The sequence below is a fragment of the Paramuribaculum intestinale genome (assembly GCF_030759015.1).
Classification (GTDB): domain Bacteria; phylum Bacteroidota; class Bacteroidia; order Bacteroidales; family Muribaculaceae; genus Paramuribaculum; species Paramuribaculum intestinale.
Map to the genome: position 1 here is coordinate 1548998 of NZ_CP098825.1, position 15871 is coordinate 1564868.

At 55.0% G+C, this 15871-nt stretch carries 12 protein-coding genes; 7 read left to right on the forward strand and 5 right to left on the reverse strand.

The genetic code is table 11. From position 1 onward, the window contains the following. Positions 1–7: 7 nt before the first annotated feature. Genes NF347_RS06915 through NF347_RS06925 form a run of 3 tightly spaced genes read right to left on the reverse strand, consistent with a single transcriptional unit; the run spans position 8 to position 2479 of the window. Positions 8–886 (reverse strand): nucleoside phosphorylase, encoded by an 879-nt coding sequence (locus tag NF347_RS06915; RefSeq protein WP_107035199.1) that lies wholly within the window; start codon positions 884–886, stop codon positions 8–10. Between the two features lie 43 nt (positions 887–929). Then, positions 930–2039 carry a DNA-processing protein DprA gene (dprA, locus tag NF347_RS06920; RefSeq protein ID WP_107035200.1) on the reverse strand — a complete coding sequence of 370 codons (1110 nt, stop codon included), beginning with the start codon at positions 2037–2039 and terminating at the stop codon, positions 930–932. A gap of 11 nt (positions 2040–2050) precedes the next feature. After that, the gene (locus NF347_RS06925) at positions 2051–2479 is read right to left on the reverse strand and encodes an acyl-CoA thioesterase (protein ID WP_107035201.1); all 429 of its coding nucleotides are present in this window, start codon (positions 2477–2479) and stop codon (positions 2051–2053) included. A gap of 82 nt (positions 2480–2561) precedes the next feature. Between NF347_RS06925 and NF347_RS06930 the strand changes: the two genes are divergently transcribed. Beyond that, positions 2562–2933, forward strand: a complete 372-nt coding sequence (locus NF347_RS06930; RefSeq protein ID WP_107035202.1) for a DMT family protein — start codon at positions 2562–2564, stop codon at positions 2931–2933. Between the two features lie 127 nt (positions 2934–3060). Here the strand turns inward: NF347_RS06930 and NF347_RS06935 are convergent, their stop codons facing one another. Together NF347_RS06935 and serC are read right to left on the reverse strand one after the other, a co-directional pair. Continuing rightward, a complete protein-coding gene (locus NF347_RS06935) occupies positions 3061–3981 on the reverse strand; it encodes an NAD(P)-dependent oxidoreductase (RefSeq protein ID WP_107035203.1) in 921 nt (306 codons plus the stop codon). Between the two features lie 16 nt (positions 3982–3997). Further along, positions 3998–5071: a 3-phosphoserine/phosphohydroxythreonine transaminase gene (gene serC, locus NF347_RS06940; RefSeq protein ID WP_107035300.1), complete on the reverse strand. Its 1074-nt coding sequence runs from the start codon at positions 5069–5071 to the stop codon at positions 3998–4000. Between the two features lie 279 nt (positions 5072–5350). Here serC and frc point away from each other — a divergent pair, with 279 nt between their 5' ends. The 6 genes from frc to mutL all read left to right on the forward strand — a co-directional run bounded on the left by frc (position 5351) and on the right by mutL (position 15858). Continuing rightward, positions 5351–6649, forward strand: a complete 1299-nt coding sequence (frc, locus tag NF347_RS06945; protein WP_107035204.1) for a formyl-CoA transferase — start codon at positions 5351–5353, stop codon at positions 6647–6649. 100 nt (positions 6650–6749) lie between these two features. Then, the gene (oxc, locus tag NF347_RS06950; protein ID WP_202613064.1) at positions 6750–8489 is read left to right on the forward strand and encodes an oxalyl-CoA decarboxylase; all 1740 of its coding nucleotides are present in this window, start codon (positions 6750–6752) and stop codon (positions 8487–8489) included. Between the two features lie 112 nt (positions 8490–8601). After that, positions 8602–9594: an AEC family transporter gene (locus NF347_RS06955; protein WP_107035205.1), complete on the forward strand. Its 993-nt coding sequence runs from the start codon at positions 8602–8604 to the stop codon at positions 9592–9594. Positions 9595–9710: 116 nt separating this feature from the next. Then, complete coding sequence (gene nifJ, locus NF347_RS06960; RefSeq protein ID WP_107035206.1) at positions 9711–13214, forward strand: pyruvate:ferredoxin (flavodoxin) oxidoreductase; 3504 nt, start codon at positions 9711–9713, stop codon at positions 13212–13214. Positions 13215–13294: 80 nt separating this feature from the next. Beyond that, the gene (locus NF347_RS06965; RefSeq protein WP_107035207.1) at positions 13295–13702 is read left to right on the forward strand and encodes a hypothetical protein; all 408 of its coding nucleotides are present in this window, start codon (positions 13295–13297) and stop codon (positions 13700–13702) included. Between the two features lie 257 nt (positions 13703–13959). Continuing rightward, entirely contained in the window at positions 13960–15858 is a 1899-nt protein-coding gene (gene mutL / locus NF347_RS06970) for a DNA mismatch repair endonuclease MutL (protein WP_107035208.1), read from the forward strand. Positions 15859–15871: the final 13 nt, after the last annotated feature.

Here is a 15871-nt window from a genome sequence, read left to right on the forward strand (position 1 = left end):
CGACATTTCAGGAAACAAACCGATCAAGCACCGTAGCTATCAGATCCTCGACCGCAGTGCGGTAATTGGGAGTAGCGTTGCCGTTCATACGGTTGGCTATTATCGAGCATACGGTCATGGCTCTGTGACCCATAAGCAACGACAGTCCCTGAAGCGGAGCCGACTCCATCTCATAGTTGGTGATGCGCTGGGAATCATAGCTCAACGATTCCAGACGGCTGTTAATATCCGGATTGGCAAGCGGCAGACGCAGTTCACGTCCCTGCGGACCGTAGAAGCCCACAGCCGATATCGTATTGCCTCTCACCATATCGTCGCGGCCTATCTGATCCACCAGTCCGGGATCGGAAGCCACCACGTAGGGACGCGCCCAGAGAGGATTCCATCCCGTATGGCTGCATAACGCCCGCTCATAGTCCAGATCGGCCACCTCATCGCGCCCTGCATAATAGTTGAGTACACCGTCAAAACCTATCGACTTGACTGCTATGACCGGTGTCCCTACAGGTATATCGGGCTGAAGAGAGCCTGAAGTGCCTATTCTCACCATCTGCAGACTGCGCCGGCGATCCTTCACTTCCCGCGTGACGAAATCCACGTTGGCAAGCGCATCCAACTCATTGACAACGATGTCGATATTGTCAGGCCCGATGCCGTGACTCAGACACATTATCCGCTCGCCGCGAAGCGTTCCGCCCATGGTGCGGAACTCACGGCTCTGTACCGTGAAATCGATACTGTCGAAATGTTCCGCCACAAGATCCACTCTCGCAGGATCACCCACGAGTATTATCTTGTCGGCAAGCTGCTCAGGCTTGAGATGCAGATGAAACACACTCCCGTCGGAGTTGATTATAAGTTCGGATGACTCTATTGTCTTTGCCATGATATTACTGTTTTATTCTGCTTGACATATATTGACTCGATGACTATGCCGGACGATATTTAGCGCCGGGATAAGGCAACACAAGTCCTTTGAATTCCATTTCTATAAGCATACCCGTAAGACGTCCCACAGGTATGTCAAGGTCCACCGACAGACGATTGATCTGCGCCTCTCCTCTCTCTCTGAGATAGTCCATCACCGACTGTTCTTCGCCACTGATTTCAGGAAAAAGCGTCGACTGAGCGGTCTCCTGCTGCCGTCGGGGCCAACGCATGGCGTCGATCAGATCGTCGGCCGAACCTACCAGCGACGCCACATTGCGTCTTATAAGGCTGTTGCATCCGGCGCTGTATATATCCGACGTACGTCCGGGCAAAGCGAATACATCCCGGTCATAGTCCGAGGCTATACGGGCTGTCACCATCGCACCACCCTTTTCGGCCGACTCCACTACTACCAGACAGTCGCTTATGCCGGCCACGATACGGTTGCGGGCAAGAAAATTGCCTTTATGGACCGCTGCCGAACTCATATAGTCGGTAAGCAGCAGTCCGCCGCTTCTCACCATCTCTACCGCCGTATTGCGGTGTGCCGCAGGATATATGGTGTTCAGACCATGGGCAAGCACCGCCACGGTTGGCAACCCGCACTCTATCGCTGCCCTGTGGGCTGCGACGTCGATGCCGTATGCCAGACCGCTGACCACTGCCACCGGTGCGCCGACACGCGACGCCAGCCCCTCCACAAGCTTGCGGCAGAAATCCACTCCGTAGGGAGTAGCATGGCGCGTGCCTACCACACCTACCGTCAGGACATCGTTCAGCCTGCAACTACCCGTCGAATACAGCATCAGCGGAGCGTCGGTGCAGTCATGCAGCCGCGAAGGATAATCGGCATCCGTAAAATAGGTCGCATCCACATGGCCGGCCTCCGTAAAGTCAGCCTCGACCTCGGCCGCCTTCAGCAGTCCGTCGCGATACTGACGGTCGAATATTCTGTTGGAAAAGCCCATGACCGCAGCAAGTTGCCTGTCGGTAGCCTCGAAAAAAGCCTCTTCCGACCCGATTCGGGCCAGAATCTCGCGGGCAAGCATCTGGTTGATGCCGCGAAGCTGCGAGAAAGCTATTCGGAGCGAAAGCTGACGGCGGTCCATATCCACTTGTATCAACCGTTGATATACTCAGAGAAAGCCTCGGCGAGAGCATCGCCGCGTGTCAGGCGTCCCTGCTCCAGACACACCACCTCCACTCTGGCTCTCACCACAGGCTCGCCGCTGGGATTACGGAATATATCCTGACGGAATATAAATTTCGCGCCCTCGCGGCTCATCGAAAGACACGAATCCATAGCGTCGCCCGACCGAAGCGGAGTGAGATACTCTATCTCAACCTTACGCAACACAGGATCGATGCCACGCTCATGCATGGATGCAAACGACATGCCGGCCGCCGTGCAGAAGGCATGACGCGTATGTTCAAGATAGTGCAGATAATTGGCATTATTCACTATCCCCTGCACATCAAGCTCGTAATCGCGCACAGTTAGCGGCAACACAAAGTCGTAGTCATTGCTGTTGACTTGGTTTTTGGCCATAATTGAATAGAATTTTCTGTAAAAATACGCAAAAAAAGCGGGTTGATAAGTAAATTTGCATGCAAATTTTAATTACATCATTATGTCACCCGCATTATCTACAATAATTCTGCTCGTAATCAGCAACATATTCATGACATTCGCCTGGTATGGCCATCTCAGGCTGTCGGCGTCGGGAGTATCGGCTTCATGGCCTCTCTACGCTGTCATACTGTTCTCATGGGGAGTGGCTCTGCTCGAATACTGCTGTCAGGTACCCGCCAACCGTATTGGATACGAGGGTAACGGTGGCCCGTACTCACTCATACAGCTCAAAGTGATGCAGGAAGTGATCACTCTTGTGGTGTTCGTAGTGTTCAGCATCATGGCCTTCGAGGGATTCGAACTGCGATGGAATCATATCGCAGCCTTTGCACTGCTTGTGGGTGCCGTCTACCTCGTGTTCATGAAATAATCCTCCGGCGACAATTATAGACGAAGCCTGCAACGACACGCAAGGCGCTGTGTCAGAATCGATTTTGACACAGCGCCTTTGATTTTCGGTTCTATAATGAAGAGGTGCCGTAACGGCTCATCCCACATTATTTATTGACACGGAAGGTATCCACACCGTTGTTCAGAAAGTCTACTATCTGGCGGGCGGCAGCTATGCCGGCGTTGATATTGGCTTCACTTGTCTGTGCGCCCATCTTCTTGGGAGTGAAAAACACCCGGTCACCGAAGCGCGCTGTCAGCTCATCGGCATTGTCGGGCTTCACATCCGCCACATATTTGATATCTGGCCTCTGTTCGAGTGCTTGCGCGAGTCCCTCCTCGTCGATCACTTCTTTGCGGGCCGTATTAATCAGGACTCCACCTTTTGGCATAAGGGTGATCAGATCACGCCCTACCGAACGGCGGGTAGCGTCGGTGGCCGGAATATGGAGCGACACTATCTTATTGTCGGCATAAAGCGATTCCACGCTATGCACAGGCTTTACTCCCGCTTCCGCCATCACCTCGTCGGGGCAGAACGGATCGAGAGCCGACACCTCCATGCCGAATCCCTTGGCTATACGGGCCACGTTGCGACCCACCTGACCGAAAGCATGTATGCCGAGAGTCTTTTCCTTAAGCTCGGAGCCGGATGTGCCGTTGTAGCCGTTCCGCACAGCCATCACGGCGAGACCGAACACCAGTTCGGCTACAGCATTGGAATTCTGTCCCGGAGTATTCTCCACGCATATACCACGCGCCGTGGCTGCCTGAAGATCCACATTGTCATAACCGGCACCGGCTCTCACCACAATTTTGAGATTGCCGGCCGCATTGATCACTTCGGCGTCAACTTTGTCGGAACGCACTATCAGAGCATCCACATCGGCCATAGCCTCAAGAAGCTGCTCCTTGCTCTGATATTTTTCCAGAAGCAGGAGTTCATAGCCCGCTTCGTCCATCACTTTGCGTATCCCCTCCACGGCCACAGCCGCAAAAGGTTTTTCGGTTGCAACGAGAACTTTCATATCATTGCGTGATTTATCAGTGTGACGACTGGAATTCATTCATGGCCTCGACCAGAGCACGCACGCTTTCGATCGGGAGCGCATTGTAGAGCGAAGCTCTGAAGCCTCCCACCGAACGGTGGCCCTTAATGCCGACTATGCCCCGCGCGGCGGCAAAATCCACAAACTCTTTCTCCAACTCTTTGTATTCGGGCTTCATGACGAAGCACACGTTCATTATCGAACGGTCGGCATGATCCTTCACCGTGCCTTCGAACATCCGCGACGAATCTATAGCCTCATACAGCAAGTCAGCCTTGGCTATATCGCGTTTCTCAAGCTCTTTCACTCCTCCCTGCTCCTTATACCAGCGCAGGGTCTGGAGAGCCGAGAATATCGGCAGAACAGGCGGGGTATTGAACATCGAGTCCTTCTTGATATGCGTCCGATAGTCAAGCATGGTAGGTATCGGGCGCTCAACGTGTCCGAGAGCATCCTCACGTACTATCACGATGGTGGCACCGGCCGGAGCCAGGTTTTTCTGAGCGCCGGCATAGATCACATCGTATTTCGACACATCCACCGGGCGCGAGAATATGTCGGACGACATATCACACACCAGCCTTACCTTGCCGGCATCAAGATCATGACGTATTTCGGTGCCGTAGATTGTGTTGTTGGACGTATAGTGGAAGTAGTCGGCATCCTGCGGAACAGTGAAACCTTTAGGAATATAATTGAAGTTGGCATCCTTCGACGAGGCCACGACGTCGACCTCTCCGAACAGGCGTGCCTCCTTTATGGCGTTGACTGCCCAGGTGCCGGTCTCCATATATGCGGCCTTGCGGGCAAGCAGATTGAACGGAACCATGCAGAACTGGAGGCTGGCGCCGCCGCCGAGAAACAGCACCGAGTAACCGTCGGGCACTTCAAGAAGCTCTTTCACAAGCGCACGAGCCTCTTCCATGACTGCCACAAACTCCTTGCTGCGGTGTGACACCTCAAGAATGGAAAGTCCTGTGCCCGCGAAGTCAATTACTGCTTCAGCGGTGTTTTTGATTGTGTACTGGCTCAGAATCGATGGGCCGGCATAGAAATTGTGTTTATGCATCATGGCGCAATTGTTTAGGGGGTTGTTATGACGGCAAATTAAAGAAAAAAATCAATTACAAACAAATTTAATTCAAAAACTTTTCAGGTTTTTTCCCTACACGATCCGAAAACACAATGTAATGACTGATATCCAAAGACAATGTATCATTTTCCGCCCGACATTCAGACACCGCCGGAGCTTCGAACTAATCACGGCAGCCGGATGTTATAGAAATGTAACTCAAATGTAACACACGCATAGAACAACACAAACTAACATAAAAACAACATTACTACTATGAACACAGCTCCTTTACAAGGCATCAAAGTGGTGGACTTCACCAACGTACAGTCAGGCCCGTCATGCACACAGCTTCTTGCATGGCTCGGCGCCGATGTGGTAAAGATCGAACGCCCCGGCACCGGAGATGCAACCCGTAATGAAATCCAGTTCGACCCCGATTGCCCGAGCTACTATTTCCTGCAGCTTAATTCCGACAAGAAATCACTTGCTCTCGACGCCGCCACACCCGACGGCAAAGATATCCTCACACGCCTCATCAAGGAGTGTGACATATTCGTGGAAAACCTCCATCCCGGAGCCATGGATAAACTCGGATTCAGCTGGGAAGTGGTTCACAAACTCAATCCAAAATGTATCTACGGCACTATCAAAGGCTTCCCCATAAGTTCGAAATATGCCAATCTGAAAGCATACGAACCTGTCGCACAGGTCACTGCCGGAGCTGCATCAACCACCGGATGGTGGGAAGGCCCCGACAACGTGCCGACTCAGAGTGGCGCGGCGCTCGGCGACTCCAACACCGGTATGCATCTGACCATCGGACTTTTGGCCGCACTCTGTCAGCGCGAGAAAACCGGCGAGGGCTGCTACGTATACCAGTCGATGCACAACGCCTGCCTCAACCTGTGCCGCATCAAGACGCGCGACCAGCTGACACTCGACCGTATCGGATATCTGACACAGTTCCCACAGTATCCCGACGGGAAATTCGGTGACTTCGTGCCGCGTTCAGGCAACCAGGAGGGATCCGGAGTGCTCGGATGGACCTACAAATGCAAAAACTGGGCTACCGACCCCAACGATTACGTCTACGTCATACTGCAGCGAGGCGCCAAGGACTTTGAGCTTGCCTGCAAGGCGCTCGGATTCGAGGACTGGCTCACCAATCCCGACTTCAATACAGCCGACGCGCGCGACCGTCACAAACAGCAGATTTGGGACCGCATACAGAAGTTCTGCATCGACAAGACCAAGCATGAGGTGACCGACATCCTGTCGAAGGCAGGAGTGCCTGTTGCGCCCGTACTGTCGACCAAGGAGATCATGACCGACCAGAGCCTCTACGACGGCAACACACTGGTAAAGATCAATCAGGGAGGCAAAGTCGGCGAATTCGTCACCGTAGGCGTACCGTTCACACTCTCCAATTTCCAACCTGCCTACGGCCCCTGCCCGACTCTCGGAGGAAATACCGACGAAGTACTCAAGAGCATCGGATACACCGACGAGCAGATCGCATCGTTCGCCAAGAACGGCACTACCGCCCCAATGCCGAAAACGGCTGCCAAATAACATACTCCGGACAGACCATTGCCCGACCCTCCCGGCCGGAAATGATTCCGGCCGGGAATTATAGAACAGCATTACATCAACTGATTATTAATTCCATACAATGTCAAACACATCAACCACACCGAACCCCGCTACACAGGCTCCGCATTTCCCGGCACAGGTGACAGGCATGTATATTCTCGCCCGCGCGCTTAAAAACGTCGGCATCGACGTAATGTACGGACTTGTCGGCATTCCGGTCACCGAAATGGCCTACATAGCCCAGGCGCAAGGCATACGCTTCATAAGTTTCCGCCACGAGCAGCAGGCAGGAATGGCTGCGGCTACCCACGGATTCCTCACCAAGACTCCGGGAGTGTTGCTGACCGTGTCGTCGCTGGGCTTCATCAACGGACTCACCGCCACAGTCAACGCCACAGTCAACTGCTACCCGATGATACAGATATCCGGATCGAGCCAGCGCGAGACGATTGATCTCGAACAGGGTGCATACGAGGGACTTGACCAGCTCAACGTGGCCAAGGGACTGGTGAAGGCCGCCTACCGTGTCAACCGTCCCGAAGATATTCCCACCGCTGTGGCCCGCGCCTACCGCGCTGCCGTTTCAGGCCGTCCGGGCGGAGTGTATCTCGACGTCACGACCGCATGCCTTGGCGCTGTCATGAACCATGACGACGCGGAGAAGTTGCTTTTCAAGCCCGTCGATCCCTGTCCTGCCGTGCAGCCTTCGGCCGAATCGGTCGACCGCGCGCTGCAGCTGCTGGCCTCGGCCAGACAGCCGGCCATATTGCTCGGCAAAGGCGCTGCCTATGCACAGGTCGACGACAAGATCAAGCAACTTGTCGAAACCACAGGCATACCCTTCTATCCTATGTCAATGGCAAAGGGACTGATGCCCGACAATCATCCGCTGAGCGCCATATCGGCCAGAAGCACCATCATGGAGAAAGCCGACGTAGTGATGCTGATCGGCGCACGGCTCAACTGGCTTCTGTCGCGCGGACACGGTAAGTGGAATCCTCAGGGACAGTTCATACAGCTCGATATTGACCCTGGAGAGTTCGACTGCAACCGCCCGATTGCCGCACCGGTAGTCGGCGACATCGAAAGCTCGCTCGATGCCATTCTGGCCAAACTTCCCGGCCTGAAGCTCAACATGGATCCGGCATGGGTCAAAGGCATTCAGGACGAGTCGAAAGTCAAAAACGCGAAATTCCTCGAGAGGCTCGCGCCGCAGACCGTGCCGATGACCCACTGGAGCGCCCTCAGTGCCGTCAAAAAGGTGCTCGAGGCCAACCCCGACACGATACTGGTCAACGAGGGAGCCAATACGCTCGACGACACCCGCGACAGTGTCGATATGTTCCTGCCGCGTCACCGCATCGACTGCGCCACATGGGCCATCATGGGCATGGGCATGGGATCGGCCATCGGTGCAGCCGTGGCTACAGGCAAGAGTGTTGTGGCCGTCGAAGGCGACAGTGCATTTGGCTTCTCAGGCATGGACTTCAGCACCATCTGCCGGTTCAACCTCCCCGTGACGGTAGTCATATTCAACAATGGCGGCATATACAACGGCATAGGTGAAAATCTCAGCAAGGATGGCGACCCCGCTCCGACAACGCTCGATGTAAAGGCTCGCTATGACAAGCTGGGTGACGCATTCGGTGCGCAGACCTACTATGTCACCACTCCCGCCCAGCTCGGAAGCGCGCTGGCCGAGGCCGTAGCCTCGAAGAAACCATGTCTTATCGACGTGCAGCTCGCCGCCGACTCGGGCAAGGAGAGCGGACATATCGGCTACCTCAACCCGGCGCCGCTCATCGACATCGTCGTATGATCATCCCCAAAACATGAAAAGCCCGGGATCGCCGGACATAGGCCGGACTGGTCGCGGGCTTTTCGGTTTTCACGTTTCGGACAACAATAGTTTTAATCAATAATCCCCTATCATGCTACACATCATTCTTTACGCCATCATACCTATACTTGTGGTGATGGCCGCCGGATATATCTCCGGCAAAAAAGGGGTATTTTCGGCCAAAGACGGCAAGGCATTCAATAAGGTGGTGCTTGATTTCGCACTGCCGGCAGCATTGTTTGTATCGATTGTCGACGCCGACCGCAAGATGCTCGTTTCGGATCTGAAACTGTCGATAATATCGCTTGTAGTGATCATGTTCGTGTTCATGCTCGTCTACTGGATCTACAAATACTGTTTCAGAAAAGACGGAGTCACGCAGGCCGATGCCGCCGTCATGGCTCTTATAAACGGATCTCCCACCATCGGATTCCTCGGCTTTGCAGTGCTTGAGCCTATTTTCGGCACCAACGCATACGTGGCCCTCGTCGTTGCTATCGTCGGCATAGTGGTCAACGCCGTCGGCATTCCCGTCGGTCTGTCGCTGATGAACGCCGGAAACGATGCCGAACTGGCTAAAAAAGGCGGCACCAAGCCCAATCCCTGGAAACCGGTGCTTCACGCCCTCGCACAACCCGTGGCATGGGCGCCTATCCTGGCCGTCGTGTGGGTGATCATCGGCATTCCATGGCCTGCATGGGCAAGCCCCTCGTTTGACCTCATCAAGGGAGCTAATGCCTCTATGGCAGTATTCGCCGCCGGCATCACGCTGTCGTCGGTAAAAGTCACCGTCAACTGGCAGGCTATACTCGGTGTGATACTCAAACTGATCGTCATGCCGGCCATGCTGCTCATCGTCGGCCTGATATTCAAGATGTCGCCCGACAATCTGGCCATGCTCGTTGTCGCCGGAGCTCTTCCACCTGCATTCTCCGGCATCATCATCGCCGACCAGAACGATACCTATGTGGCTACAGGCACTTCGTCACTTGCCATATCCGTAGTGCTTTTCATGGCATTCTGCCCGCTATGGATATGGATCACGAAACTGTGTGTGGGCAACATACCCGGCGTCGCTATCTGACGGCAACGCTCTGACCACTACAGATGTATGGCCGTCGGGATACGTCGCAATCGACCGTATGCCGGCGGCCACACTCTTTTCCGATCTACTCTACGTTTACACACTTTCAATCCATCATGAACGAACCCGACAAACAGATAATGGACGGCTGCACGGCTGCCACTCATATAGCCTATGCCCTCAGCGAAGTAGCCACAATATACCCCATAACCCCGATCGCATCGATGGGAGAAACCGCCGACAAATGGGCACTTCATGGTCGGCTAAATATATGGGGGCGTCCTATGGAAGTAAAGGAAATGGAGAGCGAGCTCGGTGCGGCCGGAGCCACTCACGGCGCAGCCGCGGCCGGCGCTCTGGCTACGACATTCACCGCCTCGCAGGGACTGCTGCTGATGATACCCAACATGTATAAGATCGCCGGCGAACTTCTCCCGGTAGTGTTCCATGTAGGCACCCGCTCCATAGCCGCCCACGCCTTGTCGATATTCGGCGATCATCAGGACGTGATGGCCTGCCGTGGCACTGGATTCGCAATGCTTGCCTCCGGCAGCGTGCAGGAAGTGATGGATCTCGGACTTGTGGCCCATCTTGCGGCCATAGAAGGGAGAGTGCCGGTGTTGCACTTCTTCGACGGATGGCGCACGAGCAACGAGATTTCGACCATCGACACCATCTCCTACGACACAATTGCCGGAATGGTCAACGGAGAGAAAATATCCGTTTTCAAGGCTTCGGCGATGAACCCCGATCATCCCGACATGCGCGGCACGGCACAGAACCCCGACGTATATTTTCAGTTCCGTGAAGCCGCCAATCCCTTCTATGACCGGTTTCCTGCCATTGTGCAGAGTGCCATGGACCGCGTGGCCGAAGCCACCGGCCGGAGATATCATCTGTTTGACTACGACGGCGATCCAGATGCCGACCGCGTGATAGTGATCATGGGGTCGGGAGCTGAAGTGGCCTCGCAGACATCCGAAGCGCTTAATCGCCGCGGGCAGCACACCGGTGTTATAAGCGTCAGGCTTTTCCGCCCGTTCTCCGCCGAAGCATTGATTAAAGCGATACCGGCATCGGTCAGAAGCATTGCGGTGATGGACCGCTGCAAAGAGCCGGGATCGGAAGGCGAACCTCTGTTGCTCGACGTTGCATCGGCCGTTCTGGAGTCGCGACGCGACATTAAAGTGATCGGCGGACGCTACGGACTGTCGAGCAAAGACTTCAATCCCGCCATGGTCATGGCTGTATTCGACGAGATGTCCCGACAGCAGCCCCGACGGCGCTTCACGGTCGGAATCACCGACGATGTCAGTCATCTGTCGCTTGATGTCGACACGACGGACGATCTCACACCGCCCGACATGCATCAGGCCATATTCTATGGCATGGGATCAGACGGCACCGTAGGCGCCACACGCCAGATAACACAGATAGCCGGCTCGGAAGAGGGACTGTATGCACAGGCCTACTTCCACTACTCGGCAAAGAAATCGGGCGGATACACCATTTCACAGCTACGGATCGCCCCACACCCGATCAGAGCCGCATACGCAATCGAGAGCGCCGACTATGTCGGATGCAACAAAGACTCCTATATAGGCCGGTTCGAGCTGCTCGACAAGATCAGAGACGGCGGCACGTTCGTGCTCAACACCTCCATGTCGGTGCAGGATATGGAATCCAGAATTCCGGCAGCCATGAAAAGAACCATAGCCGGCAGACGGCTGAAATTCTATGCCGTCGACGCCACTTCCATCGCAGCCGCCAACGGACTCGGAGCGCGAATCAACACCATAATGGCCACCGTATATCTGCGTTTGAGCGGCGTGATCGACTACGACAAGGCTGTCGCGCAGCTCCGCGAGCTTGTCAGTGCAGCCTACCGCCATGAGGGCAATGCCATGGTCGAGGCCAACATGGCTGCCATCGACGCCGCTCCGGCAGCGATAAAACAGATCGATTATCCCGCCACATGGGCGCAAGAGAAAGATCATCCGGCCGATCAACCGACCGTTCCGCAATTCATCAGCCGCATAGCACGTCCATGCATGAGACTGAATGGCGATTCTCTGCCCGTATCGCTTTTCAGACCCGACGGAGTAATACCTATGGGCACTACCGCCTACGAAAAACGCTGTATAGCGATCAATGTTCCGGAGTGGGATCCCGACAAGTGCGTGCAGTGCACGCTCTGCTCGCTCGTCTGCGCCCACGCCGCCATCAGACCCGTAGTAGCCACAACTGCTGAAACCGACGGTGCGCCCGACGGATTTGTCACCGCCGGAGGCAGAGGATCTTTCAAGGGAATGCGCTACCGTATTCAGGTTTATGCGGCCGACTGCACCGGATGCTCTTCATGCGCGGTGGTCTGTCCGGGACATGCACTGACAATGCGTCCGATAGCCACCCAGCTTCAGCAACAGGAATTGATGCATGCATGGAGCGAAAAACACGTGAGCGAGAAGCCACAGCTCCTTCCCCGGTTCACCATCCAGGGATCACAGCTCCAACGACCGCTCATGCAGTTTTCAGGAGCATGCGGCGGATGCGGCGAAACACCCTACGTGAAACTGCTGACACAACTGTTCGGAGAGCGGATGGTAATAGCCAACGCCACCGGATGCTCCTCGATATGGGGAGCCAACTATCCGAGCAACGCCTACACGGTAAGATCCGACGGACGCGGACCGGCCTGGGGCAACTCACTGTTTGAGGACAATGCAGAGTATGGCTACGGAATAGCGTGCGCGCTGCGCTACCGGCGCGAGGCGCTCAAGGCCGACGCGACAAAGGCCGCATCGGATCCGCTGACACCGCCTGATATTGCCAAGGCGCTTGAAGCATGGATTGCCGCCTGCGACGAGCCTGATCTGTCCTACACAACCGGACAGACCCTCACGGAGATTATCGGCCGGTCGCCACGCACACCGCTTCTCGCCTCCATTGCCGGGCGGTCGGATTTACTCGGAAGCAAGAGCATCTGGGCCATAGGGGGCGACGGCTGGGCCTACGACATAGGATTTGCCGGACTCGACCATGTGGCCGCACAGAACGAGAATGTCAACCTGCTCGTGATGGATACCGAATGCTATTCCAACACCGGCGGCCAGATGTCGAAAGCCACCCCGCTGAGCGCAGTGGCAAAATATGCAGCCGATGGCAAACGGACCGTAAAAAAAGATCTCGGACGGATGATGATGACCTACCGCACTGTATATGTCGCATCAATAGCCCTCGGCGCCGACTACAGCCAGGCCATTACGGCCTTGCGCGAAGCCGAGTCATATCCGGGTGTGTCGATCGTGATCGCCTACTGCCCGTGCATAGCCCACGGAATTCGCAACGGCATGGGACACTCCATGACGGAACAGCGCCGTGCTGTGGCTACCGGCTACTGGCCGCTCTACCGGTTTGATCCGCGACTCGAAGCGCAGGGCAAGAACCCGCTGACCATCGATTCACCCGACCCGCAGACCGACAGCCTTATCGATTTCATCAACGGAGAGGACCGCTATGCCGACCTGAAAATGGTCGATCCCTCCGAGGCCTCGATATTGCAGCCCGATCTGCGCGACCGCAGCGCCATGCTCCACTCGCTGCTCACACGCCAGCCATAACAGCATCCAACGACTGAACCTTTCAGCGCCAAAACATGTTTTTGATAATGTAAACATCGAATTCTTAATACTGTAGCACTATGGACAACATCAACAGCCAGGTGGCCAAACAGGCCGCAGAAGTTTCGGCCGACGCCGCAAAGATAAGCGCACAGGCCGCGAAAGCAGCTGCATCCGAAGAAATGCAGTCCGTCAAGAGCGATGCCTGCCAGCAGAAGCAGAATGTAGCCGACAAGATCGGCGACATCAAGGATCAGGCCGCTGACAAAATCGGTGATATCAAAGACCAGGCCTCCGACAAGATCAACGATCTCAAGGAGCAGGCTGGCGAATTCGCATCACAGGCTTCCGACAAAATCGGCGATCTCAAAGATCAGGCTGCCGACAAGATCTCAGGATTTACCGACAAGCTGAAGGATATGGCAGCCGACGCACTCGAATCAGGCGCCAACGCAGTCCACAATCTGGCTTCAAAACTCAAAGACTGACATTTATTCACAAAAGCAGATCCCGGCCGGTGCAATCCATCGGCCGGGATTTTTCATCCACACCCGTCAGTCGCTCTCTCCCTGCCGGTTGTATCCATCCCACTGAAAAAGTTATCTACAAAAACTGCGAAGTTTTCTACATCATGTCGAAAAGTCGATTTCGACCTTGCACGGCGATTTACTACTTTTGTGGCTTCTAAACGCAGCATATCCCAAAGGGATCATGCATCACATCGTTTTAGTTTCAAAAAATCCTTATGAGCGACATAATCAGACTTTTGCCCGATTCGGTAGCCAATCAGATAGCTGCAGGAGAAGTGATACAGCGCCCTGCGTCTGTTGTCAAAGAACTTGTGGAGAACGCAGTCGACGCCGGCGCCACATCCATACAGATCATCATTCGCGATGCCGGACGCACACTCATACAGGTGGTCGACAACGGATGCGGCATGACCGACACCGACGCACGCATGGCATTCGAACGCCATGCCACATCGAAAATAGCTGCCGCGACCGACCTTTTCAACCTGTCGACCATGGGCTTCAGAGGCGAAGCGCTCGCCTCGATTGCCGCTGTGGCACAGGTGGACCTGCGCACCATGCGCCACGACTCGCAGGTAGGCACACGTCTGATAATCAACGGATCGGTCGTGGAGAGTCAGGAGCCGGAAGCATCGGTACCCGGAAGCAACATGATGGTCAAGAACCTGTTTTTCAACGTCCCCGCACGCCGCAAATTCCTGAAAAAAGACTCGGTTGAGCTTGCCAATATCATGCGCGAATTCGAGCGGCTGGCTCTTGTCAACCCCGAAGTGGAATTCACTCTGATCAACAACGACAGCGTGATGCACCAGCTTCTCAAAGGATCGCTGAAACAACGCATTGTGGATCTTTTCGGCAAAAGCCTTGAGAAACAGATCATACCAATACATACCGAAACCTCCATCGTCAAAATAAGCGGATTTATCGGACTTCCGTCAAGCGGCCGCCGACGCAACGCATTGCAGTATTTCTTTGTCAACGGACGCAACATGCGCCATCCCTATTTCCACAAAGCCACAATGAGCTGCTACGAGCCGTTGATAGCTCCCGACGTACAGCCCAACTACTTCATAAACTTCGAGGTAGACCCGTCGACGATCGATGTCAACATACACCCGACCAAAAACGAAATCAAATTTGAAGACGAACAGGCTATCTGGCAGATACTTGTCGCAGCCATAAAAGAGTCGCTCGGACGCTTCAACGGCATGCCCGGCATCGATTTCTCGACCGACGACGCATCACTGCCGCTTTTCAACCCCAATTTCGAAGCCGACACACAGCTCAATCTCGATCCAGACTACAATCCATTCGAACAACCGGCAGAAATGTCTGACACACCCCATGTCAGCGCCCCCACAAGCTCCGGGCGCACATTCCGGAGCGGCGACGCACTTCGTCAGGCCTCGCGCGACTGGGAACGGCTCTATGAAGGATTCAGCAACGAAAGCAGCCCCACCACAGTGGCCGGAAGCGCCCTCAACTCCATGCCGTCAGAAATGCTCGGCGAGGAATCTCCCGACATATTCGGCGACACAGCTGTATCAGACATGCCGCAGCGCCACTGCATAAGTGTACGCGGCCGTTACATAGTCAGTCCGTCGCGCTCCGGTCTGATGGTCATCGACCAGCACAGAGCACATCTCAGGGTATTGTTCGACCAATTCATGGAGATGTCGTCCGAAGCGTCATTTGCCACACAGCGCATGATGTTCCCGGAGATAGTGAGGCTTTCGCCCGCTCAGGCGGCAGTGCTCGAAAGTCTGCTCCCGGAAGTGTCGGCTATAGGCTTCGACCTGTCGCCGCTTGGCGACGGCGACTGGAGTCTTAACGGCGCTCCGGCAGTGTTGGGCGACGTCAATCCCGTCGACACTCTGCTACGCATCATCGAGGATGAAACCGAAGGCGGCGACAAACCCGCCGACTCACTGCGACAACGGCTGGCGCTGTCGATGGCCTCGGCAGCCGCAGTCCGACCGGGCAAACAGCTGAGCGACGAAGAAATGGATCATCTCATAGCCTCACTGTTCAGCCTCAAGACCCCCAATTATACCCCCGACGGCCGATTGATCGTCAGCATCATCACCATCGATGAACTGGCCAGCCGGCTCTGAAACATTTTTGCTT